This is a genomic window from Thiopseudomonas sp. SA1F2-1K, from assembly GCF_057443035.1.
This window is the reverse complement of the sequence record NZ_CM172014.1, coordinates 2,055,087-2,078,169: the sequence shown is the minus strand read 5'-3', so window position 1 is coordinate 2,078,169 and position 23,083 is coordinate 2,055,087. Positions and strand designations below refer to the sequence as shown.

General features: G+C 48.0%; 20 protein-coding genes and 1 other RNA gene. 10 read left to right on the top strand and 11 right to left on the bottom strand.

All coding sequences use genetic code 11. The features are described 5' to 3' along the window. Positions 1 to 8: 8 nt before the first annotated feature. From AC2T15_RS10130 to AC2T15_RS10115, 4 genes are read right to left on the bottom strand one after another with little or no spacing between them, the layout of a single operon-like run. On the bottom strand, positions 9 to 515 hold the full coding sequence (locus AC2T15_RS10130) for a DUF4442 domain-containing protein (protein WP_053100491.1): 507 nt from the start codon (positions 513 to 515) through the stop codon (positions 9 to 11). Next, complete coding sequence (gene ubiH, locus AC2T15_RS10125; protein ID WP_373331998.1) at positions 508 to 1,719, bottom strand: 2-octaprenyl-6-methoxyphenyl hydroxylase; 1,212 nt, start codon at positions 1,717 to 1,719, stop codon at positions 508 to 510. The genes AC2T15_RS10130 and ubiH overlap by 8 nt, the downstream gene beginning before the upstream one ends. A 33-nt stretch (positions 1,720 to 1,752) precedes the next feature. Continuing rightward, a complete protein-coding gene (pepP, locus tag AC2T15_RS10120) occupies positions 1,753 to 3,069 on the bottom strand; it encodes a Xaa-Pro aminopeptidase (RefSeq protein WP_486778206.1) in 1,317 nt (438 codons plus the stop codon). A 25-nt stretch (positions 3,070 to 3,094) separates the two neighbouring features. Further along, entirely contained in the window at positions 3,095 to 3,661 is a 567-nt protein-coding gene (locus AC2T15_RS10115) for a UPF0149 family protein (protein WP_053102884.1), read from the bottom strand. Between the two features lie 326 nt (positions 3,662 to 3,987). Between AC2T15_RS10115 and AC2T15_RS10110 the strand changes: the two genes are divergently transcribed. The 4 genes from AC2T15_RS10110 (at position 3,988) to AC2T15_RS10095 (ending at position 5,353) form a co-directional block, all read left to right on the top strand. Beyond that, a complete protein-coding gene (locus tag AC2T15_RS10110) occupies positions 3,988 to 4,182 on the top strand; it encodes a hypothetical protein (protein WP_053100487.1) in 195 nt (64 codons plus the stop codon). Further along, a complete protein-coding gene (locus AC2T15_RS10105) occupies positions 4,172 to 4,492 on the top strand; it encodes a cell division protein ZapA (RefSeq protein ID WP_053100486.1) in 321 nt (106 codons plus the stop codon). The genes AC2T15_RS10110 and AC2T15_RS10105 overlap by 11 nt, the downstream gene beginning before the upstream one ends. A 28-nt stretch (positions 4,493 to 4,520) precedes the next feature. Beyond that, positions 4,521 to 4,697: non-coding RNA, 6S RNA (ssrS, locus tag AC2T15_RS10100), on the top strand. Positions 4,698 to 4,741: 44 nt separating this feature from the next. Continuing rightward, entirely contained in the window at positions 4,742 to 5,353 is a 612-nt protein-coding gene (locus AC2T15_RS10095) for a 5-formyltetrahydrofolate cyclo-ligase (RefSeq protein ID WP_053103641.1), read from the top strand. Here AC2T15_RS10095 and AC2T15_RS10090 read toward each other — a convergent pair whose 3' ends face one another. Beyond that, positions 5,354 to 5,500: a hypothetical protein gene (locus AC2T15_RS10090; protein WP_173568163.1), complete on the bottom strand. Its 147-nt coding sequence runs from the start codon at positions 5,498 to 5,500 to the stop codon at positions 5,354 to 5,356. 272 nt (positions 5,501 to 5,772) lie between these two features. Here AC2T15_RS10090 and AC2T15_RS10085 point away from each other — a divergent pair, with 272 nt between their 5' ends. The 3 genes from AC2T15_RS10085 to AC2T15_RS10075 are packed head-to-tail and all read left to right on the top strand — an operon-like array spanning position 5,773 to position 10,648. Next, complete coding sequence (locus AC2T15_RS10085; RefSeq protein WP_053100484.1) at positions 5,773 to 6,738, top strand: HlyD family secretion protein; 966 nt, start codon at positions 5,773 to 5,775, stop codon at positions 6,736 to 6,738. A 51-nt stretch (positions 6,739 to 6,789) separates the two neighbouring features. After that, on the top strand, positions 6,790 to 9,540 hold the full coding sequence (gene rbbA, locus AC2T15_RS10080) for a ribosome-associated ATPase/putative transporter RbbA (protein ID WP_486778205.1): 2,751 nt from the start codon (positions 6,790 to 6,792) through the stop codon (positions 9,538 to 9,540). Between the two features lies 1 nt (position 9,541). Further along, positions 9,542 to 10,648 carry an ABC transporter permease gene (locus AC2T15_RS10075; protein ID WP_053100482.1) on the top strand — a complete coding sequence of 369 codons (1,107 nt, stop codon included), beginning with the start codon at positions 9,542 to 9,544 and terminating at the stop codon, positions 10,646 to 10,648. Positions 10,649 to 10,667: 19 nt separating this feature from the next. On the opposite strand, the gene AC2T15_RS10070 is transcribed toward AC2T15_RS10075, so the two are convergent. The 4 genes from AC2T15_RS10070 to AC2T15_RS10055 form a co-directional block, all read right to left on the bottom strand. After that, positions 10,668 to 11,555, bottom strand: a complete 888-nt coding sequence (locus AC2T15_RS10070) for a lysophospholipid acyltransferase (RefSeq protein ID WP_486778204.1) — start codon at positions 11,553 to 11,555, stop codon at positions 10,668 to 10,670. Positions 11,556 to 11,664: 109 nt separating this feature from the next. After that, the gene (gene pdxA / locus AC2T15_RS10065; RefSeq protein WP_053100480.1) at positions 11,665 to 12,654 is read right to left on the bottom strand and encodes a 4-hydroxythreonine-4-phosphate dehydrogenase PdxA; all 990 of its coding nucleotides are present in this window, start codon (positions 12,652 to 12,654) and stop codon (positions 11,665 to 11,667) included. Further along, a complete protein-coding gene (locus AC2T15_RS10060; protein WP_286593298.1) occupies positions 12,654 to 13,970 on the bottom strand; it encodes a peptidylprolyl isomerase in 1,317 nt (438 codons plus the stop codon). Before AC2T15_RS10060 ends, pdxA begins: the two co-directional genes overlap by 1 nt. After that, entirely contained in the window at positions 13,945 to 16,731 is a 2,787-nt protein-coding gene (locus AC2T15_RS10055) for an LPS-assembly protein LptD (RefSeq protein WP_486778203.1), read from the bottom strand. The genes AC2T15_RS10060 and AC2T15_RS10055 overlap by 26 nt, the downstream gene beginning before the upstream one ends. Before the next feature lie 126 nt (positions 16,732 to 16,857). Between AC2T15_RS10055 and AC2T15_RS10050 the strand changes: the two genes are divergently transcribed. The 3 genes from AC2T15_RS10050 to AC2T15_RS10040 are packed head-to-tail and all read left to right on the top strand — an operon-like array spanning position 16,858 to position 19,236. Next, on the top strand, positions 16,858 to 17,880 hold the full coding sequence (locus AC2T15_RS10050; RefSeq protein WP_486778202.1) for an aminoglycoside phosphotransferase family protein: 1,023 nt from the start codon (positions 16,858 to 16,860) through the stop codon (positions 17,878 to 17,880). A gap of 23 nt (positions 17,881 to 17,903) precedes the next feature. Continuing rightward, a complete protein-coding gene (gene murU, locus AC2T15_RS10045; protein ID WP_053100476.1) occupies positions 17,904 to 18,572 on the top strand; it encodes an N-acetylmuramate alpha-1-phosphate uridylyltransferase MurU in 669 nt (222 codons plus the stop codon). A gap of 10 nt (positions 18,573 to 18,582) precedes the next feature. Continuing rightward, on the top strand, positions 18,583 to 19,236 hold the full coding sequence (locus AC2T15_RS10040; RefSeq protein WP_486778201.1) for a DnaJ domain-containing protein: 654 nt from the start codon (positions 18,583 to 18,585) through the stop codon (positions 19,234 to 19,236). On the opposite strand, the gene AC2T15_RS10035 is transcribed toward AC2T15_RS10040, so the two are convergent. Both AC2T15_RS10035 and glnE read right to left on the bottom strand, forming a co-directional pair. Then, a complete protein-coding gene (locus AC2T15_RS10035) occupies positions 19,233 to 19,817 on the bottom strand; it encodes a tetratricopeptide repeat protein (RefSeq protein ID WP_053100474.1) in 585 nt (194 codons plus the stop codon). The two genes, AC2T15_RS10040 and AC2T15_RS10035, sit on opposite strands and share 4 nt — an antisense overlap. A gap of 208 nt (positions 19,818 to 20,025) precedes the next feature. After that, entirely contained in the window at positions 20,026 to 22,950 is a 2,925-nt protein-coding gene (gene glnE / locus AC2T15_RS10030) for a bifunctional [glutamate--ammonia ligase]-adenylyl-L-tyrosine phosphorylase/[glutamate--ammonia-ligase] adenylyltransferase (RefSeq protein ID WP_486778200.1), read from the bottom strand. Positions 22,951 to 23,083 lie beyond the last annotated feature (133 nt).

The window sequence follows — 23,083 nt, the reverse complement described above, 5'->3', positions numbered from 1 at the left end:
AACCAATCCTATTGAGTTGCTGGGCGATACTCGGGTTTCAGGCGCACATACACCGTTTTTTGTACCCGTGCGATCACGCGTTGCTGTGAGTCGAGGATATTGACCTGAAACACTGGCAAGTATTTTTCACCTTGAGCTGTTTGGCGTTGAATATCTAGCAATTGTTCATCGGACAATTGAAACTGGGCCTGCACATAGCCTTTGCCAGGACTAATAAAATCAATCTGTGAAGCCTGATCCCAGACCAGATAACGGGGACCCAAGCATTGCATGAGCATCAGCATATAAAAAGGATCGGTCATCGAGTACAGCGAACCACCGAACTGGGTACCAACATAATTGCGGTTATACCAGCGTAGCTTCATTTGTACCTGAATTCGGCGAAAATCAGCGGAGATTGACTTAACTGAGATGCCAGCGCCCAAGTAAGGAGGATAGAGACTAATGCCCCATTTCAACCAGCGCGCTTTTTTAGCTAAGGCGCGTGCGTGTTTAGATTGAACAGATTTAGACATAACGGCGTCCACCTAAGCCCATGGCCTGTTGCGCAAACCATTGTTTGGCAGGAGAAGCTAATTCTAAGCCCAAGAGCCCTAAGCTGCGTAACTGAGCCAAGGGCGCACGGCTGTGTGAGAATAGCCGCGTCACCTGATCAGAGAAACCAATGGTTAAGGCTTGATCTTGCTGCTGCAGCCGCTGGTACTGTTGCAAAGTGGCAAAGTCGCCAAGCGGCTGATTACTGGCTAATAAAGTATTGGCTAAGCATAAACAGTCGCGCAGTGACAAGTTATAGCCTTGTCCGGCAATTGGGTGCAGGCTATGGGCAGCATTACCTAGCACCACTAGGTGAGGGCGAACTTGCTCGCTACTTTCGATCAGGTTCAGAGGATACAGATGCCGTGTGCCCACTTTATTAAAAGCGCCTAAGCGATAACCAAACTCACGTTGCAGAGCGTGTTTAAACTCAGCATCAGGCAATTGGCTTAGCTGTTCGGCAATCGTTGGTGGATGAGTCCAGATGAGCACCATCCGATTATCCACTAAGGGTAATAAAGCTAAGGGACCGGTCGCGGTAAAGCGTTCAAAGGCTTGGCCTTGGTGATCCTGTTGCGGGGTAACGGTGCTGATTAAGGCAGTCTGTTGATAAGGTGTTACCTTGGCATAAATACCTAATTGCTCACGTAAACCCGAGCGCCCACCATCGGCTAAAATAGTGAGCTCGGCAGTTAATTGCGAGCCATCATTAAGGCTGAGTTGATAGCCTTGTTGATGGACTTTAATGTGCTCGACCTGAGCAGGACAGCGCCACTCAACCACCTCTGGGTCGAGAGCATCCCACAGGCAGCGCCCTAACCAAGCATTTTCTACCACATAACCTAAGGCTGGCACTCCTGATTCGCTAGCAAGGAGGCGCGTGTTAGCAAACTTGCCTTGTTCTGACACATGGATTGAGCTAATCGCTTGGCTGCGCTGCTTGAGTTGTGGCCAGATACCTAAAGCGTGATAAATTTGTTGGCTGCCATAGGAGAGCGCGGAGCCACGGGCATCATAACTAGGCTGAAAGGCATGGCCTGGTTGGAAGGGCTCAATCAGCGTAATGCGCCACCCCTTTTTCTTGGCTCCAGCTTGCAGGGCTAAGGCGAGACTGGCACCCACCAAGCCACCGCCAATAATAGCAATCTGGGTGGTTGAAGAGCTAGATGCTTGCCGTGTACTCATGGAAATGCCTTCTCACTTGGTAAAATGCAGCGCTTACGCCATTAACGCTTCAATGTCTGCACGTTGTTTTGGAGCGCCTTGGGTTAGTACTTGGTATCCACTATCGGTAATGAGTACGTTATCTTCAATGCGCACACCAATGCCACGCCACTTCGCAGCCACGCTCTGATCATCGGGCGCAATATAAATCCCAGGCTCGATGGTAAATACCATTCCCGGAGTGAGCTCACGCCAGTTGCCCTCTACTTGGTAAGCACCTACATCGTGCACGTCTAAACCTAGCCAGTGACCAGCACGGTGCATATAGTAAGGGCGATAAGCATGGCTTTGAATCAGTTGCTCTAGCTCACCTTGCAAGATTCCAAGCGCTATTAGGCCTTCAGTAATCACGCGTACGGTAACATCATGGGGCACATTCCAACGTTGCCCTGGGGCAACAGATTCGATTGCTGCTTGGTTCGCTTGGAGCACGATATCGTAAATCGCGGCTTGTTCAGGACTAAAGCGGCCATTCACTGGAAAAGTGCGAGTGATATCGCTGGCATAACCATTGATTTCACAGCCAGCATCAATGAGTACTAGTGCGCCGTCAGGAATTAATTGGTTATTTTCCACATAATGCAGAATACAGGCATTGTCGCCACCGGCCACAATCGAGGAATAGGCGCTGTGATGGGCGCCGCCTTGACGAAAGGTATAGTCTAGCTCGGCTTCTAATTGATACTCGTAGATACCTGGCGTAGCAGCTCGCATCGCATTGCAGTGTGCCGCTGCTGAGATCAGCATAGCTTGTTGCATTTGCTCTACTTCAAATGGGCTTTTGATCAGACGCATCTCATCGAGCACCTGAGTAATATCTTCAATCACCGTGGGTGCGCTAGCCCCTGCTCTGGCTTGTTGTCTTAGCTGTTGCAGTGCCGTACTGACAAGTGTTTCTGAGCGCTCGGCGTAGGCAAATAATTGATAGAGAGTCTGTTTGCCATTGAGTAGTTGCGGTAAGTGCTCGGCTAATTGGGTGATCGGTAATGCTTGGTCAAAGCCATACTGGATAACAGCACCTTCAAGGCCTGCTCGTTTTCCTTCCCACTGTTCTTGTTCGGGATGGCGCTCGCGGCAAAATAAAATACTTTGGGTGCTATGCTGCGCATCTTTAACTAACACCAGACACGCCTCAGGCTCGCTAAAACCGCTGAGGTAATAAAAGTAACTGTCTGGTCGATAGCTGTATTCAACGCTGCCATTACGTGTAGCCACTGGAGAGGCCGGCAGAAGGAGTAGGCTATTAGGCGCCATGGTTTGTAACAGCTGTTGGCGCCGCTGGTGAAAATGTTGAGCAGTTGAATTAAGCATGAGTAAACCTATGGCTAATTGAAGATTAATGAGTCACTGGTGCGCGATCTTGCGGAGCAACAATGGTTTGCTTGGCTCCGCACTCAGCAAATAGCAGCAATGGGGCAACCCTTAGGTATTCACTGACTTCCATATAATCTTGCTCGTTTTCTTCACCCTCTTCGGCGTCAGCAATATTGGCTAAGGCGACAAAGTCCTCAAGTACCTCAGCTGCTTGTTCAGTCACGACAATGCTACCAATGCTTAAACCAAAGCCTGCTAAGAAACTTTGGCACCATTCGCTCAAAGCTTGTAAGCGCTCACTGAGTGATAGCTCATCTTCAGGTAGCAATAACGTCAGAGCCATGGTTTCGGTGTTAGTCAGTTCTTGATAGGTCATTAATTGTAAGCCCTGCAAGGCGCTGTGTAGCGTCTCAGGCAGTTCGCCTGCAAACAGTTCTGCTGCATCAATTAACCACTGTTGCTGATCGAAATTAGCATTTGCACAGCTGCGGCCGAGTAAAAAACCTTGTAATTCAGCCGGTGTCACCGGTTGTTGCAGGCTAGTAAGTAAGGTGGCAAAGGAGTGATAAGCAGACTGTTGGGCAGACATAAGAAACCTAAAGCAAAAACAGAAAATAAGTAGTGAATGACTAAGCCGATACTATATACCGTCTTATGTTACTACAGCCAATTGCTTAACGATGTGCAGATCCTTAGAAAAAGCAAGAATTACCTAAAGGGATAGGCTGCCACTTAGCGTAAATCTTTGTTAGAATCAAGCGCAAAACGCGCTTTGTTTAGTTTTTAGGTGAAATAACCTGCAAAACTGGGCGTTTACTTCCATGGGTATCAAGCACTGTCATTCATCCCACAGTTACTGCTGTTTGATGTAAGCGCTGTCAGTCTAAATACCTCCTTTAGCAAACAGGAGGCAGAGTGAGCCAAGATAACTTACAGAAGCTACTAGAGCGGGTTGATCAATTAGTGACCCAGCACTTAGATTTGCAAGCGCGCTATCAGCAGTTGAGTGAGGAAAATCAACAGTTACTTCAACAACACACTCAAGCATGTGCAACCATCGAGCGGATATTAGTACGCTTAGATGCACTGGAGCAGAGCGATGACTTCTAAGCAAAAAGATGTAGTGAAAATACAGATTCTCGATAAGGACTATCATGTCGCCTGTGAGGCGCAGGTTGCGCCGGCTTTAACTACGGCAGCAGAGTATTTGGATCAGAAAATGCGTGAGATCCGTCGTACTGGACGAGTAATGGGAACAGAGCGCATTGCAGTGATGGCAGCGTTAAACATGGCTTACGAGTTACAAAATAAACAAGGTGCAGTGGTCGAGAATTTCCCTACAGCGGAAGTGCAATCTAAAATTGAAGCTTCATTGCATCAAGTTAATGCGGTCCTTGCAGAGCAAGCGAAAAAGGCTTGAGCCTCAGCAGTGAGTGTGTATACTGAAGGCATCCCTAGAGTGTTGGCCAGCTTGCTACGCCCGGAGCCGATTCTCATAACCCGGAAGTTGTAACACGATCGGTGAGCAGGTCCGCTAGACGGAAAGCCTAAAGATCAATCATGACTTCCACCTTGAACTGTTCGGGTTCAAGGGTCATGCAGGCAGCGGCACTTCCGGGGAACCTTTCTGCGTTTGTCGTCACTTTTTTGTTCGGTTATTAAACCTGTCTTGAATTTAAACCTCGCACCTACTGATTTATCCAATCGACGTTTATTACGTGCTCAACTGCGTAAATTACGCCGCAGTTTAAGTGCGGTGCAACAACAGCAGGCATCGCTTAAGGTAATTAAGCATCTACGTAGTCATCCTTGGTATTGGAGTGCTCAGCATATAGCGCTCTATCAAGCAGCTGATGGTGAGTTAAACTTAGCGCCCTTAATTAACGTATTGCTGGCTGATAAAAAAATGGTTTATCTGCCCGTGTTGGCTAAGTGGCCACGTACTCAGATGTCCTTTCAGCGCATTACCGCAGATAGTTGCTATCAAGCCAACCGTTTTGGACTGGCTGAGCCTTTAAGTAACGCTAGTCAGCAGCGTTCAGCATGGGCATTGGATTTGGTATTAATGCCTTTGGTCGGATTTGATCAACAGGGTAACCGCTTAGGTATGGGCGGAGGCTTTTATGATCGTGCATTTGCATCCGTTCGGGTGAAACAGCCTAAGTTGATGGGGGTTGCCCATAGTGTTCAGCAGGTTGAGCAGTTAACTGCCGCTGCTTGGGATGTGCCTTTAGATGCAGTGCTTACTGAGCAGCAATTAACTGTTTTTACCACTGACTAGTTAACGAATACTCAGCTCTAAGGCTTGCTGATACTCTTTGCTGGAGCTGTGTCTTTCCCAGAGGCTTGACGCATAACTGGTAGTCACAATGCCTAAGCCTAAAACAATCGCTAATACTACGAGCAAGTCAGGTTTTTTGTGACGCATGAACGCAAAAATCCATGTAATAAATAGAAGTTAGGCAAGATCGATAGTGATCGGTAGTTTAAGTTGGCTTAACAAGACTTACATTTGAGCATTAAGTTCAAATTAACGCTCTATATTATACGGTGGGCTGATTTAACTTAAAACAAAAACAATAGAGTAATGATATTTTTGTGAAATGGTAGGAAAATTACTTTAATTGATTACAATCAAATGAATGGAATCAGTCCGTTTAAGGCCGATTTTTTAGTTTTAGTCATATTTCAGGGGATGTTATGTCTGCTCAAAAGTCGTTAGCACGTCATTTTATTTGGCCGGTACTGCTGGTATTAGTGGCAGCTGCAGGTTTTGGTTATTGGCGTTCGCTGCAAGTGAAGTTGCCAGAGGGAGTCTATGAAGCCAATGGGCGGCTGGAGGCGACTGAAGTCCATATTGCTACCAAGTATCCAGGGCGCTTAGAAACTGTATTAGTGCGAGAGGGCGACAAAGTTACTAAGGGACAGTTATTGGCTAAGTTGGATACGAAAACCTTAGAAGCTCAGAAAAATCAAGCACAAGCTGAAGTAGCGCGGGCTAAAGAAAACCTAGCTACTACTAAAGCCACCGTTGCGCTACGTAGTAGTGAGCAAAAATTAGCTAGACAAAACTTAACTCGCTTTAAAGAGCTGTATGACCGTGGTCATGCCAGTGGTCAGCAGATTGATCAACACCAAGCCCAGTTTGATACCGCACGTGCGGCAGTAGCTGCTGCGCAGTCGCAAGTGTCTGCAGCAGAGGCAGCGATTAGTGCGGCCGAAGCCACTGTAGCGCAACTGACCAGTGAGATTGAAGACAGCAGCTTGCGTGCCCCCATGGATGGTGTGGTGCAAATGCGTTTAGCAGAGCCTGGCGAAGTCTTAGGCGCTGGTGGGCGAGTGTTATTACTGATTGATCCTACAGATCAATATATGAATGTTTATTTGCCTTCCGCAGTGGCGGGAGCATTAGCGACTGGCGATTCGGCGATGGTGCTGCTAGATGCTTTAGATCAAGCATTACCGGCTAAGGTGCAGTTTGTGGCTGATAAAGCGCAGTTCACCCCTAAAGAGGTGGAAACCCGTGATGAGCGTCAGAAGCTAGTGTTTCGAGTAAAGCTTCGTCTTACTGATCCTCAAGCAAGCCCACAAGCTAAGCCGGGCATGCCAGGTTCTGGTTTTGTGCGTAAATCAGAGCAGATAGAATGGCCTGACAAACTTAAGTAGTGATGCCAAGCACATGACAATTGGAGGGAAAGCCACGCTTAAGGGGGAGCCATGGGTAGTCAAGTAGCCATTCAAGCAACAAATATTAGCCATCAATACGGTACACAGCAGGCACTACGCTCGATTAGCTTTGAGTTGCCAGTGGGCGCACGGTGTGGATTGATTGGTCCTGATGGGGCGGGTAAATCGAGCTTACTGGGGTTGATCTCTGGGGTTAAGATTTTACAAAAGGGCGAGCTGTCGGTGCTGGGTGGGCCGATAGATCAACGCCGTCACCGTAAAACACTGTATCAGCGCATTGCATTTATGCCCCAAGGATTAGGGCATAACCTGTATCCTGACTTATCCATTGAAGAAAATATTCGTTTTTTTGCTACGGTATTTGGTTTATCACGTGAAGAATGTGATAAACGCATGGTGGGCCTGTTAGCTGCGACCGACTTAACAAAGTTTGCCCAGCGTCCAGCAGGTAAGCTATCCGGCGGAATGAAGCAAAAGCTAGGGCTCTGTTGCGCCTTGATTCATGATCCTGATTTGTTAATTTTAGATGAGCCAACCACTGGTGTTGACCCCTTATCCCGCCGTCACTTTTGGGAGTTGGTTGAGCGAGTGCGGGCTGAGCGCCCACACTTAACCTTATTAGTGGCCACGGCCTATATGGAAGAGGCCGCGCAATTTGAGCATTGCCTAATGCTTGATCAGGGACAGATTATTGCTCAAGGTGCGACTGCAGAGTTAGTACAGGTGGTGCCGAGCCAAAAGCTGGATGCGGCCTTTACCTATTATCAGCAGCAACAGCTAGTTGCTAGTGGTCAAGCCAGTGCTGAGGCGGCAGAGTCAGGTGAGTTACAGATTCCGCCGCGAACATTAGAAAATGCACCCATTGCGATCAAAGCCACTGATTTAACCTTAATGTTTGGCGACTTTACTGCGGTTAAAGAGGTGAGTTTTGCCATTGAAAAGGGCGAGATTTTTGGTTTTCTAGGTTCCAACGGCTGCGGTAAAACCACCACCATGAAGGTGCTCACCGGCTTATTGCCAGCAACCTTTGGTGAGGCTTGGTTGTTAGGCCAGCCAGTGGATGCCAAAGACTTAGCCACTCGCAAACGAGTAGGCTTTATGTCGCAAAGTTTCTCGTTGTATGGTGAGTTGAGTGTGCGACAAAACCTAGAGCTGCATGCCAAGTTATTTGATATGCCGCGTGATTTAGGCCGGCAGCGCGCCCAAGCATTAATTGAGCAATTTGGCCTTAGCTCCTACGCACAAGAACAGGCAGGGGCTTTACCTTTAGGGGTTAGGCAGCGTTTATCCTTAGCGGTCTCTATTATCCACCAGCCAGAAGTATTGATTCTCGATGAGCCAACCTCAGGCGTAGACCCTGCAGCTCGAGATGAGTTTTGGCGGATCTTATTGCAGCTGTCTCGAGAAGATAGCGTCACGATCTTTTTATCCACCCACTTTATGAACGAAGCGGAACGCTGTGATCGTATTTCCCTGATGCATGCCGGTGAAGTATTAGCCGTTGGGACACCAGCACAGCTACAGCAGCAGTTTGACGGTGAAACTTTAGAAGATGCCTTTGTTACTTGTTTGCAGCAAGCCCAGGATGAAGTGCCTAGCGAGGCCAGTACCCTAGCTGGAGAAGATCAGGAGATCCAAGCACCGCGTCAGGGGTTTAGCTTAACCCGAACCTATGCTTTGGCGATGCGTGAAAGCAAAGAGTTACTAAGGGATAAAGTGCGGATGGCATTTGCGCTCTTGGGTGCGGTGTTTATGATGATCATTTTTGGCTTTGGGATCTCGTTGGATGTTGAGAACCTCGCTTTTTCAGTACTAGATGAGGATGACAGTGCACAAAGTAGGGCGTATTTAGAGGCTTTTCGTGGCTCTCGTTATTTTTCTGAGCAAGCACCGCTGCACAGTATCCAAGAGCTGCATGGGCGTTTACAGCGTGCGGATATCAAGCTGGCGCTAGAAATACCGCCCAATTTTGGGCGTGATTTGTTGGCGGGTAAGCAGCCAGAAGTGGCGGCTTGGTTAGATGGTGGCATGCCTTTCAGGGCCGAAACTAGCCGCAGTTATGTTGAGGCAGTGCATGCTGAAAGTATGCAGCGTTTGCAAACAGAAAGTAGTTTAGCCTTGCCCCAAGTGAGGCAGCCGATTCATTTAGAAACGCGTTTTCGCTATAACCAAGACGTTATCAGTGTTAATGCAATTGGACCTGGAGTGATGGCGCTGATTTTGGTGTTTATTCCGGCCATGCTTACCGCGTTAGGAGTTGTGCGTGAAAAAGAGCTAGGATCGATTACTAACTTTTACGCGACGCCTTTAACTCGCTTAGAGTTTTTACTGGGCAAGCAAGCGCCTTATCTATTAGTTAGTCTATTGAACTTGGGTTTATTAGTAGCGCTTAATAAATGGTTATTTAATGTGCCACTGAAAGGCAGTGGGTTAACTTTATTTGCTGGCGGTACCTTATATGTCTTGGCAACTACCAGCTTTGGGTTATTGATCTCGACTGTAACCAAAACTCAGATTGCAGCCATCTTAGGTACGATGATCTTAACCGCATTGCCAACGGTGCAATTTTCCGGCCTGATTGTTCCGCGCTCTTCGCTAGAGGGTGGCTCGGCGCTGATGGGTGACTTTTTTCCCGCCGGGTATTTTTTAGATATTGCCGTGGGTACCTTTACTAAAGCCCTTGGATTTACTGAGCTTTGGCCGCAGTTTGTCGCTCTAGCAGGGTTCTTTATTTTATTTACTGGCATTAGCTTGCTGTTACTGAAAAAGCAGGAGGCATAAAATGCACAAGTTATCGCATATCTTTAATTTAGGTATTAAAGAGTTGATTAGCTTACGCTATGACTCAGTGCTGATTTTATTTATGTTGTACGCCTTTAGTGTGGCGATTTATATGCCAGCCTCTGGCTCAAGCATTGGGGTGAATAATGCCAGTATCGCCATTGTAGATGAGGATAACTCTCGAATCTCTCGGCAGTTGCTTGAGGTGCTGCGCGGACCAGAGTTTCAGCCACCAGTACTGATTAATTATCAACAAGTCGATCAAGCACTGGATTCGGGGCAATACACCTTTGTAATTAATGTGCCGCGTAATTTTCAGGCTGACCTGTTAGCCAATAAGCAGCCAGAATTACAAGTGAACGTGGATGCCACCGCCATGAGCCAAGCCTTTATGGGGGCTGGCTATATTGGACGAATTCTACAAACTGAGCTGGCGCGTGCCGCACCTAAAGCTGCCGTGGCTCCGGTTAAGTTAACGACGCGCGCGCTGTTTAACAGTAATCTGCAAAGCGGCTGGTTTTTAGCGATTATCCAGATTATTAACAACGTAACAATTTTAGCGGTGTTGTTAACCGGAACGGCGCTGCTGAAAGAACGCGAGCATGGGACCCTTGAGCACTTATTGGTGCTGCCGCTGACTGCTGCAGAAATTATGCTAGCCAAGGTTTGGACTAACATTCTAGTGGTAGTGTTTTGTACTTGGGTGTCTTTAGAGCTAATTGTTAAAAAAGCCTTAGGTGTGCCTTTAGTAGGTTCTATGCCATTATTTTTAGGCATTACCGCGTTGTACTTATTTGCCTGTACAGCATTGGCGGTATTTTTAGCGACCTTGGCTAAATCAATTCCGCAATTTGGCTTATTAGCAATTCCGGTGGTGATGCCAATGTTGCTGCTCTCTGGAGGTTCCACTCCGCTTGATAGCATGCCAGAATGGCTGCAAATGGCGATGCAGATTTCGCCAACCACACACTTTGTCAGCTTGGCCACGGCGATTTTATTTAGGGATGCTAGCTGGTCGTTGGTTTGGCCTGAGATATTAGCTTTATTAGCCGTGGGTGTGAGTTTCTTTACCGTTGCTTTGCTACGCTTTAGACAAAGCTTGAGCTAAGTAGTATAGAGTGCGCTGGTTAATACCAGCGCTGCTCATTATTCGGGCGATTTTTGAAGCGTTTCATGCTCCACATATATTGCTCTGGCCAGCGTTCGACGTATCTTGCTAAGACAGCACTCATTGCCGCCACTGCCTGCTCGCTATCGCGGCTATACATTGCTTCCGGCGCTGCTTCAATAATCACTTTAAAACCACGGCCGTGTTCTAAACGGATAGCATGTAAAAACACCCCTAAGGCTTTTTTACCCTTGAGCATGCTGGATACAAATTTACTGGTTAATGCCGTGGTACCTAAGAAGGGGACATAAAACCCTGCTGACTCGCTAGGTTCGGGGTCGGCTGGAATGCCTACCGCACCACCTGCACGCACTTCTTTGATTACACTTAAAATGCCGTCACGGGTTGAAGGCGCCACGCGGTTACCTAGTTGCACACGTTGGGCACTGATTAGCTCATCTAGGGCTTTAAGTTTGGGTGGGCGATAAAAAATAATCGGCTTACACTGTGAGCAAAAATAATGATTGAGCACTTCCCAGTTGCCTAGATGGCTGGTAATTCCAACGACGCCCAAACCACTATTTAGTGCGGTTTGCAGTATTTCCTCACCCTCAACTTCAATAATTAAGTCTAGAGTTTTCTCTACAGGCCAGAGCCAAGCAGCAGCGCTTTCAGTCATCGTTTTGCCGATATGGCTAAGGGTGCGTTTTTGTAACGCTTGCCGTTCCTGAAAGGGTAGGTTAGGAAAACAGTAAGACTGATTGATACGCACAGTTTCCTTGGCTTTAGTGGGTAGCGCCCATAGGCTCCAACCGATTAAACGACCCACTGACTGTACGCTATTCCAAGGAAGCTTTGCAATAAGGCGCAGCAGAGATGTTGCGATAAAACCTTTGATGGTTTTCACTCTAACTCCGAACATTGTTAGACAAAAAATACAAAATAAAACGCAGATTATACGTTTTATTTTGTAGTTAAGGACTAAATTTTATAAAGCGAGTATGGCTAGAGGGTATTTATTCTTGCTGGGTTTCAGCCATGGCATAAGCAGTGTTAAGAGCTACTTGCATACTGCCTAAATCAATTTGTCCGGTACCAGCTAAATCTAGTGCAGTGCCATGATCGACCGAAGTACGAATAATTGGCATGCCTAAGGTGATATTCACTGCAGCGCCAAAGCCTTTGTGTTTTAACACTGGCAGGCCTTGATCATGGAACATTGACAACACCGCATCGCAGTTTGCTAATAAGCGAGGAGTAAACAGGGTATCAGCTGGCAGTGGTCCGACTAAATCCATACCCTCAGCTCGAAGCTGTTTGAGGGTTGGTTCAATCACTTCAATTTCTTCGCGTCCCAGATGGCCACCTTCACCGGCATGTGGGTTTAAGCCGCAGACCAGTATTTTAGGCTGTGCAACACCAAACTTACTAACTAAGTCTTGATGCAGAATACGGGTAACTTGGGTTAACCGCTCAGCAGTGATGGCATCGGCCACTTCACGTAATGGCAGGTGGGTCGTGACTAAAGCTACGCGTAAGCCTTCAGTAGCTAACATCATTACTACCTGCGGGGTATGAGTGAGCTCAGCTAAAAACTCTGTATGCCCAGAAAACGGAATGCCGGCTTCATTGATCACGCCTTTATGCACAGGAGCAGTAATCATTCCGGCAAAGTCTTTACCTAGGCAGCCGTAACCGGCACGATTTAAGGTATCGAGCACATACTGCGCATTGTTTGGATTGAGCTGACCAGTAACTACAGGCTCTGCTAAGGGAACATCCCACACATACAAGCTGTTGGCTGGTGCGGGTTGTTCTGGCCATGCCAGTGGGTTAACTGCTAATAGCTCGACCGTTAGTCCTAATTCTGTAGCACGTTGTGCTAATAGATCTTGACTAGCAATAGTAATGACTGGATGGGGCTGCGCTTTCGCAGCCAGCATTAGGCATAAATCTGGACCGATGCCCGCCGGCTCGCCGGCGGTGAGGGCGAAACGTTTAGCCATTAGATTTTAATGTCCACATAAGCTTCATCACGGATTTGACGTAACCAGGTTTGCACTTCTTCTTCAAATTTGCGGTTACGTAAGATATTTAGCGCCTGTTGCTCGCGGGCTTGGGTGCTGCTATCGGTCGTGCGGCGATCTAACACTTGCAAGACGTGCCAGCCAAATTGAGTAGAAAATGGCTTGCTGATTGCATTTATCGGAGCGCTGGCCATGGTTTCTCTAAACTCAGGCACCAACACATCTGGATCAATCCAGTTGAGGCTGCCGCCATTTAACGCCGAGCCCGGGTCTTCTGAGAAATTTTTCGCCAGTTCGGCAAAGTCTTCGCCATTTTGTAAGCGATCATAAATACGCTGGGCTAGCTGTTTAGCCTCTTCTGGACTACGAATCGCGCTGGGCTTAATGAGAATATGGCGCACTAAGGTTTCTTCTCGAGTGCTGGCCTCTAAACTACGCTTATCCAATAGCTTAATCAGCACAATGCCGCCTGCAGTACGGGCCGGTTGGGTTACCTGACCGACTTGCATCTGGCCGATTTGCTGATCCAATGGCGAAGGCAGCTGTACTGCTTTACGCCAGCCCATATCACCACCTTGGAGCGCATTTTCACTGGCCGAGAATTGAATGGCTAAACGGGCAAAGTCAGCGCCTTGCTCGAGTTTGCTCATGACCTCTTGTACTTTCTGTTCCGCGGCCTGCAGATCTTTTTGAGTTGGCGCATCGGGTAGTGGGATTAAGATATTGGCCAGATGGTACTCGTCACCGAGCTGGATTTTGCCTAGATCTGAGGCTAAGAAGTTTTTTACCTCTTGGTCAGAAACCTGAATCCGCTCCGATACGCGATATTGGCGAACCCGAGAAATAATCATTTCTTTACGGATTTGCTCGCGCGCCTCGGCTAAGGATAAGCCATCCTCAGTGAGTGCTTGCTGAAATTGAGCAGCGCTTAATCCATTACTTTGGGCAATCATTTCAATTGAGTTATTTAGCTCTTCGTCACTGATTTGAATGCCAGCACGCTCACCCATTTGTAGCTGAATGCTATCTAAAATTAAGCGCTCCATAATTTGTTGGTTAAGCACTTCGGGTGGTGGTGCTTCAGCGCCTTGATTACGAATGGCACTGGTTACTTCTTTGACCCGTTGTTGAAACTGGCTACGCATAATCACATCGTCATTGACGATGGCTGCAATGCCATCAATCGCTTGTACTTGTGCCAGCGCCGTACCTGAAAGCAGGGAGCCAGCAAGTAATAATGCCGCGCCCAGCATTTTAGGGCGCAGAGAGTTAGAAAGCTTGATCTTCACGTTCACGATACCCTTTAATGCCTTCATCTAAGAATGTGTCTATTTTTTGGCCAGTGACTGAACCTAAGCCTTTAAATACAATTTGTAAAAATACGCCCCGATCCGCTTCACGGTTATCATTCGGGCGCTGGTTATTCTCATCATAATCTAACCAGTAACGGTTGATTAGGCGTAACTTCCAGCAACAACTGTCGTACTCAAAACCGGCAAAGGCATCTAAGGTGCGATTGCGGTTGTAGTCGTACTGCCAGCGGGCAATTGCGCTCCATTGTGGAACCACGGGCCACATTACCGACATATCGGTTTGTTTGATTTTGTAGAAGTCTTTAACGTAGTCACTAGTGCCTGGAGTACCGTAATCGGTACCTGTTACCCAAACACCTTGCTCACTGTCGTAGTAGGTGCGGTCAGCGCGGTAGCGAACCCCAAAGTTAACGATTTTATTCAGATCAGCATGATCTTGGTAATGGAACATTAAGCTGCCTGAGCGTGTGCTGTGGCTGTTTTTATCCCATACAAAGTCTGAAGTTAGGCGCCAGTCTTGGTTAAAGCGCAGCATGTATTCCATTGCGTAAGGCGATTGGCTGTGCTTGGACTCAGGCTTATCTTGATAGTTAACCCCTGGCATCTGCACTTTGCGATCACGTAGGTAGTAGCTTTGGCCAATCGAGAAGCGTTGGCGCTCTAAGCCACTTTCATCAATCCAGCGGTTTGTTACCCCCAGTGAGAACTGGTTGGTATCACCAATACGATCTCGGCCACTAAAGCGGTTATCGCGGAACATGCCTGCGTAGCTGAAAGTGCTTTCACTGGTATCAAATACCGGAATATCACTTTGATCTTTATACGGCACATTGAGGTAGAACAAACGCGGCTCTAAAGTTTGGCGATAATTTTTTCCAAACCACTGGGCATCACGGTCAAAGTATAGGCCGCTGTCAACGCTATAGATCGGCACACTACGTGATTGATTGCTATTGAATTTTTCGTTGCTACCGAGTGAGCGTTTACCTTGGCTATCTAAGGTTAAGTCATATTTAGTGTAGGCGTACTTAATTGCCGGTTTAATATAACCCCATGACCAGTTCAGCGGCAGACTAATGCTAGGCTCAAGGTGCAAGCGATTACCTTCTGCGCGGGCTAAGCCTTGAATATTGTTGTCATTCCAAGGTTGAGCGATTCGATCTTTATCGTAGTAGTTACCGCTTTTTAGACTGCGCTCAAATCGAACCAGCTCGGTTTGGTAGCCCATATCTAAGCCAGCTATCTCAAAGGGTGCATGCCCATTGAGGGTTAACTGCGGTAGACGGTTATAGGGAGTAACGTCAGAAATATTGGCTCGCTCATAAGCGTGGGCATTCAGGCCGGCAGTAAAGCTATCGCCGCGCCAAGTCAAGCTACCGCGTTGATCAACAAAGTTTCTGGAGCTGATATCCAGCGAGGTATTCAGGTCATCAAAAAAGTAAGGATCACTGAGGTCGGTATAGTCTAAATCAGCACGTAAGCGCGAAGTTAAGCCGTGGGTGTGCTCAAGGCGATAGAGCCAGCGCGTATCTTTGTATTCTGATTGGTGTTTACGCTCATCTTCGCGGTCATTTAACCAGGATGCACTGACCTTACTTTCGCTGTTTTTGCTGAGGTAGCGGAAATCACCTTCCATTAACAGGCCGCGCTTACTGATCAACTGCGGATACAAGGTAGCATCCATATTCGGTGCTAAGTTGAAATAGTAAGGGGTAGTAACTTCAGCGCCTTTTCTACGACTATAGGAAATACTCGGCACTAAGAAGCCCGATACCCGGCGATCATCCAGCGGAAAGTGGATATAGGGCGTATAGAACACAGGAATGTCTTTAACCCTTAAGGTTACGTTAGTCCCGGTACCAAAGCCTGTTTCATTATTTAGGGTGATATTGTTGGCCCGTACGTGCCAAGTGTTGCTGCCAGGTGTACACCGGGTGTAGGTTCCATCCTTGAGGCGGATAATACCGTCTTCTTGACGCTTAACGTATTGGGCCTCACCACGTACGCGGCCTTGGTGCATAACGTACTGGGCATTTTCAACTTTGGCTGCACCGGTATCCAATTGAATTTCAGCACGATCACCGACCAATAACGCACCGGTATCGCGTAACCGTACGCCACCAATTAGCTCACCACGATTCTCTTGACGGTAAAGCTTAGCCTCATGGGCTTCGGCTTGCATACTGGCTTGGCGTAGCACCACATCACCGGCCAGCATAGCCACATCGCTGGTTTGCTCGTAACGTGATGCCTTAGCAGAGATATAGAGCGGCGACTCATCGGCAGGAGTTTTATCATCCATACCAGGGCGCAAGGGCTCAATATAGTCGCCTGCGCAGTAAGTGCTAATTTCTTCTAACTGAGCAGCGGTTAGTTGCTCGCGAGGTACCCAGTCTAAAATTGCGTAATCATTGGTTGAGGGTACGCCCTGATAATCATTGGCAACGGTTGAATCAAGACGTAGCGCAGGTTCTGCTGATGACTCAGCTAAGGGCGTTTCTACTTTTGTCTTGGCCGGCTGGGTAGGCAGCAATAAAGGTTCAGCTTGGGTGCTTATTTGCTTGGGTCTGGGCGGTAGGGGTTGGCTGGGTGCTGCAGCACTACAATCCCATTGGCCTGAAGCAGACACCTGGCAAGCAAACTGCTCGGATGCAGCGCTGGCAGAAAAAGTCTGAATAGCGAGTAAACTGCTAGTAACTAGCAGGGGAAATTTTCGACGAAATAAAGGTGTTTTAGCTGCCATTGTGATGTCCGTGCTTCCTGAGTGCCATTGGCTGGTATTATAGCCGCACGCCCCTAAGGGCTGGAAAGTGAATACGCGATAATAAAGCAACCAATGCAGAACGGCTACACCGTTAGGAGAATATGAATGCCAGAATCTACAGATAGCATCGCTGATCATCGTTTACAGCAGTTAAACAGTTGGTTGCAACAACAAATTCCACGCTTAGCCGCTGAGCGCCAGTGGGGTGAACTGAATCAGCCCAGCTTAACTGCCGCCAGTAGTGATGCCAGTTTTCGCCGTTATTTTCGCTGGCAAAGTGGTGCGCTCAGTTTAGTACTAATGGATGCACCGCCCCCCAATGAAGATTGTCGACCGTTTATTAAGGTAGCAGAGCAGCTGGCTAAAGCAGGGCTTAATGTACCAGAAATTTTAGCCGCAGATGTTGAGCAGGGCTTTTTGATTTTGTCAGATCTGGGCCTAGAGACCTGGTTGCAGGTGTTAACCACTGAGAATGCTGATCAGTTATTTAGTTTGGCAATTCAGGCTTTAATTACTATGCAATTGAACACCGACACAGCAAACTTACCTAGGTACGATCGGGCGCTGTTAGCTCGCGAGCTGAATTTGTTTCCTGAGTGGTATGTACAGCATGAATTAAAACAATCGTTCACTGCACAGCAGCAACAATTATGGCAGCAGGTATGTGAACTGCTAATTAACAGTGCACTTGAGCAACCCACTGCCTTTGTTCACCGCGATTATATGCCACGAAACTTGATGCTCAGTGAGCCTAATCCTGGCGTCCTGGACTTCCAAGATGCAGTGCAAGGGCCGATTAGTTACGATATTACGAGCTTATTTAAAGATGCCTTTGTGAGTTGGCCGGACGATAAAGTGAGCGAGTGGTTAGCCCACTACTGGCAGCAAGCGCAGGCTGCGGGTTTAAATGTAGGCACTGATTTTGCTGAGTTCCAGCGCTGGTCAGATTTAATGGGCGTACAACGTCATCTTAAAGTGATTGGGATCTTTGCCCGAATTAATTACCGTGATGGTAAGCCACGTTATTTGGCCGATACCCCGCGCTTTTTTAACTATTTAAATACGGTGATTGCACGCCGCCCTGAGCTAAAACCATTACAGCAATTGCTCAATAGTTTGGGCCTTTAATTCAGGCAAGGATGGAGTGAAGCATGAAAGCAATGATTCTGGCTGCAGGTAAAGGAGAGCGCTTACGCCCGCTGACTTTAACTACGCCTAAACCATTAATTAAAGTTGCCGATACCCCGCTGATTGAGCACCATATCCGCCGCTTAGCTGCTGCTGGTATCACAGAACTGGTGATTAACCATGCTTGGTTGGGTGAAAAAATTGAGCGCTATTTAGGCGATGGTACACACTGGGGAGTGTCGATTCAGTATTCGGCTGAAGCAGAACCCTTAGAAACCGGTGGCGGCATTTTACAGGCGCTACCGCTGCTTGGGCCTCAGCCCTTTATTTTGCTCAATGGTGATGTATGGACCGATTATGACTTTAGTCATTTGCGGCAGACAGCGTTGCTAGAGGGGCAGCAATTAGCTCACTTGGTGCTGGTAGATAATCCTGAGCACCATCCTTTAGGTGACTTTGCTCTGACCCAAGGGCAAGTGCAATTAAAGGGCGAATGCTTAACTTATAGTGGCATTGCGCTGCTTGATCCCCGTTTACTCAGTGATTGTGTGCCAGGTGCTTTTAAGTTAGCGCCGTTATTAAAACAAGCGATTAGCGCTGGCAAGGTCAGCGGCGAGCATTATGCCGGACGTTGGATTGACGTCGGTACCGTCGAGCGCTTAGCTGAAGCTGAACTGGCAGCACGGCAGTAGAGTTAGCTTGGTGTTCAATTGGCGTCAGTTACGAAGAGCACGGCCGCTGCACGGTGAAAGTGCGTTGCAGTGGTTATTTTTTCTTTATTTGGGGCATGTGGCTAAGTTGGCAGGGGCGGTGCAAGCAGCGCAGATTCAGCAGTTAGAGCAAGAAATGCGTCGGCTTAGCTTAGGTAGTATGGCGGTAGACTGGATTGCTGCAGCGTGTAGCCAAGGTAAACAGCTAAATTCAGATAAGGTTTGCGCTCAGTTGCAGCGACTCACGCTTGCAATGCAGGATAAATCCGATTGGTTGGCTGCTGGCTGGCGGATGGTATATGCCTCAACCTCACCTACAATGGCTCAACTGGGTTTTTTGCAACAGTTAGCCCAGCGTTGGCAGATGAGTCCGATAGTTGCTTTAAAATTACAGCACGAGGCTCAACAACAAGCTAAAGGTCGCATAGTGCAGGGGCGGCAAGCAGCTTTACAGGTGCTGGGGTTGAATTATGCAGCACAGTGGCCAGAAATTAAGCGGGCGTATCGGCGCTTAACCAGTCAGTTGCATCCAGATAAATATGCTGCAGTGGCCAATGCCCAACAGGTGCAGCAGATCACTGCTCGACTTATTGCAGTACAGCAGGCCTATCAGTATTTAAAGCAGCAAGCGCAGCGTGGTGTTTAGGGAGTTAGCTTTAGAGGGGTAGAGAGCTCAGGCTCAGGCAGCAACTCTTGCATATAATTATAGAAAATTTGGCTCAGCATTTGGTTAGCCAGTTCAAGCTCTTGGCTTTGCATGCTACTGGCTACGCGGTCAGCATCATCAATTGCTTGCTCTTCGCCATTAATTGAGGCCATTTTTAAGACAATAAATGACTGCACTTTATTGCTCGGCACCCCTTGGCCATGGAAAAACAGCAAGCCTAAGCGCCATTGCGCAGTGGCATGGCCTTGGAGTGAGGCTTGTTCAAACCAATGGATAGCTTGATTTAGGTCAGGCTCAGGGCGTGACTCAAAGTACCAACCGAGCTGATATTGGGCATCGGCATCACCTTGTTCAGCTAAACGGGTGCAGTAATTTAACTGCTGAGTCAGGGCTTGGGTTAATAAAGGCTGATTTGGGTCGGCAGTTTCTTGCAGTTGGCTATGAGTGGCACTGAGTTCGCAGTTGGCTTGTGGCACGATCAGGCTGTTACTTTCAGCACGACTGATGAAGGGAACGCTTAGTAATAAACCCATCACTAGAGTACGACTGAAAATAATCATTTCAGTGAGATAACCTCGAATTTGCCAAGTAAATAAAAAAGATTCTGCTAAGTCAGATTAACTGCAGGTTTGCGCGGATAAAAGTTACAGGGCGGCCCTGCAGATTGCAACGGCTAATTAGCCAAAGCCATGCAATAAAGCGACTTTAATCAGAAAATGGCACTTTTTAGACTAATTTTACAGCACGAGAGTAAGGCGCTAAGGGCACTTACTCCAATCCCAGTGCTTGCCAGATACGTAACACCGCATGACGTTCGGGATGAAAGCTTTCCCCACCGACTACTGCTCGCTGTTTTTGCAGAGCAAAGCGGTGTGCGGCGGCACGATAACTTTTATAGGCTTCCTGTAATAGTAGTACATCATCTTGGGTAAATAACTGGCTGGCATTCAGCGCATCTAAAATCCGAATGTTATCGGTATAGGTGACAAGTTCTGGGTATTGCCATGACCAAGCTAGGGCCGCATATTGCACAATAAACTCAATGTCGACGATGCCCCCAGCGTCTTGCTTTAGATCAAATGGCATATTCGCCTCAAAGGCGTTGGCATTACGTCCACCATCGGTAATCTGTGTGGCTAAATTATCACGCATTTTCCAGCGCATCTCGCTGACCGCTGAACGTAACTCGATTAAGTCACGCTGTTTAGCGAGTACGGTTTGCCGAACTTGATTAAAGCGCTCGGCAAGCTGTGGGCAGCCTGCTACGACCCGGGCACGCACTAAGGCTTGGTGCTCCCACGTCCAAGCTTCCTGCAGCTGATAACGTTCAAACGCAGTTAAGGTGCTGGCTAATAACCCGGCGTCACCACTGGGGCGTAGGCGCATATCTACATCATAGAGCCCGCCTGAAGTGGTGCGGGTGGTGAGCATAGAAATAATGCGCTGACCTAGACGAGTATAAAACTGGGCACCATCTACTGGGCGCGGTCCATCGGTTTCAGCTTGGGGGTCACAGTCGTAAATAAACACTAAGTCGAGGTCTGAACTATGTCCCAGTTCAATACCACCTAATTTGCCATAGCCCAAAATAATAAAGTTTAGCTCGCAGGGGCGGCCATCTAATTGTTTCGGATAACCATGTTTACGTACCAGTTCTTGCCAAACTAAGAGCATGACTTGCTCTAAAATTGCTTCAGCTAGCCAGGTTAAATAGTCGCTGACCTTCATTAACGGCAAGGTTCCAGCAATTTCAGAGGCAGCTACGCGTAAACGGTGCGCCAATTTAAAGTGGCGCAGGACGTTGAGCTGTTGCTCGACATCTTCTTCGGGCACGCGCATTAAGCGCTCACGTAGTTCGGCTGCCAGCTCGGGAGCAAGCGGTGGGCGATAGAGACGCCCCTCGTTTAACAACTCATCCAGCAGAGCAGGAAAGCGAGTAATTTGCTCGGCAATCCAAGGGCTAGCGGCACATAAAGTAATTAGGCGTAATAAAGCACCAGGATTTTCTGTCAGTAGCACCAGATATGCTGAACGCCTAGCCACTGCTTCAATCAGGGGTAAGACGCGCTCTAGCACTAAATCTGGCGTGTCATGTTCAGCGGCTTGACTTAACAGCCTAGGCATAAACGCATCTAAACGCTCACGGCCAATACGTTGCATAGCGCGCACTTGCGAGCCATTGCGAAGCAGATGCAGGCGTTGCACCGCGGTAACGCCATCGCTATAACCGGCTTGGATAAATTGCTGGCTGGCGCTTTCATCATCAATAGTTTGTTCCCAAACCGGTAACCATTCACCGCCGATGATTTCTTCATCTTCTTCGCAGTCTGGATCGGCAATCACTTCGCGAAAGTGTTTTTCTACGTCTTTACGCTCGTAAGCTAAACGCTGTAAAAACTCAGTCCAGTTAGCAAAGCCCATAATGGTGGCAATACGTTGTTGTTCGATTGGAGTGTCAGGCAGGGTTTGGGTTTGGCGATCGGCCACTGCCTGTAGTGCATGCTCGGTGTAACGTAAAAAACGATACGATTCTTTCAGCTCGGTAACATCGGTTGCAGTTAAATAGCCTTGGGCTGATAAGGTATCGAGGGTATTAAGTAGTGGCCGCTGCTGTAAACTGAGATCACGACCGCCATGGATTAGCTGAAAGGCTTGGGCGATAAACTCAACTTCGCGAATGCCACCCGAGCCAAGTTTGATGTTGTCATCCATGTCTTTGCGCCGAACTTCTTGCTGAATTAATTGCTTCATGGAGCGCAACGCTTCAATTGCCGAAAAGTCCAGATAACGACGATAAACAAAGGGGCGCAAAATTCGTAATAACGCTGCACCATTACTGTGCGCACCACCCACCACGCGCGCTTTAATCATGGCGTAGCGCTCCCAGTCGCGGCCTTGATTTTGGTAGTACTGCTCCATAGCCGTAAAGCTATAGACCAGTGGCCCGCCCGAGCCATAAGGACGTAAGCGCATATCGACCCGAAAAGCAAAGCCTTGGGCAGTAATCACATCCAGCGCTTTAATCAGTTTTTGCCCGAGCCGAGTAAAAAACTCTTGGTTGTCTAGGCTGCGTTTGGCACCTTGGGTTTCACCGACTTCAGGGTAAGCAAAAATTAAATCCACATCGGAGGACAGATTCAGCTCATAAGCACCGAGTTTGCCCATGCCCAGTACTACTAAGTGCTGTGGTTGTTGGCTGTAACGGCCAATTGGGGTGCCAAACAGGGCGCAGTGTTGCTGATACAACCACTGATAGGCAGCATCAATACAGGCATCGGCTAGGGCTGAAACATCCCGGCAGGTTTCCCCCAGCTCGGCTTGACGGGATAGATCGCGCCAAATAATGCGAAACTGCTGACGATTACGAAATAAGCGCAGCTGCAAAATCAGTTGCTCTTCTGTTTCGCAGTGGGCCAGACATTGATTCAGTTGATAACGGGTTTCGCCTGGCACCAAAGTGCGATCTAGCTCACCTGAGGCTGCTAATGCAATGGTTTTATTAGGACAGCGAACGGCATATTCCAAAATAAAATCGCTGAGCGTAGCAAGGTGAAGAAACAGAGCTTGACGTTCATCAGACCAAGGCACAGTAGGCAGTTGATGTTCAGCTAGGGCATTCAGCCAACGCTGTTTAGCGCGCTGCTGAAGCGGTAATAAAGCCTCGGGTAGTGGCTCGATAAAAGCTGGAATCATGACGCACCTACTGTGAGCAAATGATAAGTGAAAATAAATAAGCTGTTTAGTTTAGCTGGCTTAAGCTGAGTTTGCTTGAGCTAAAACTGGCCGAATACCTATTCGACAAAAGATTGATCTGGGCCGTTAAATA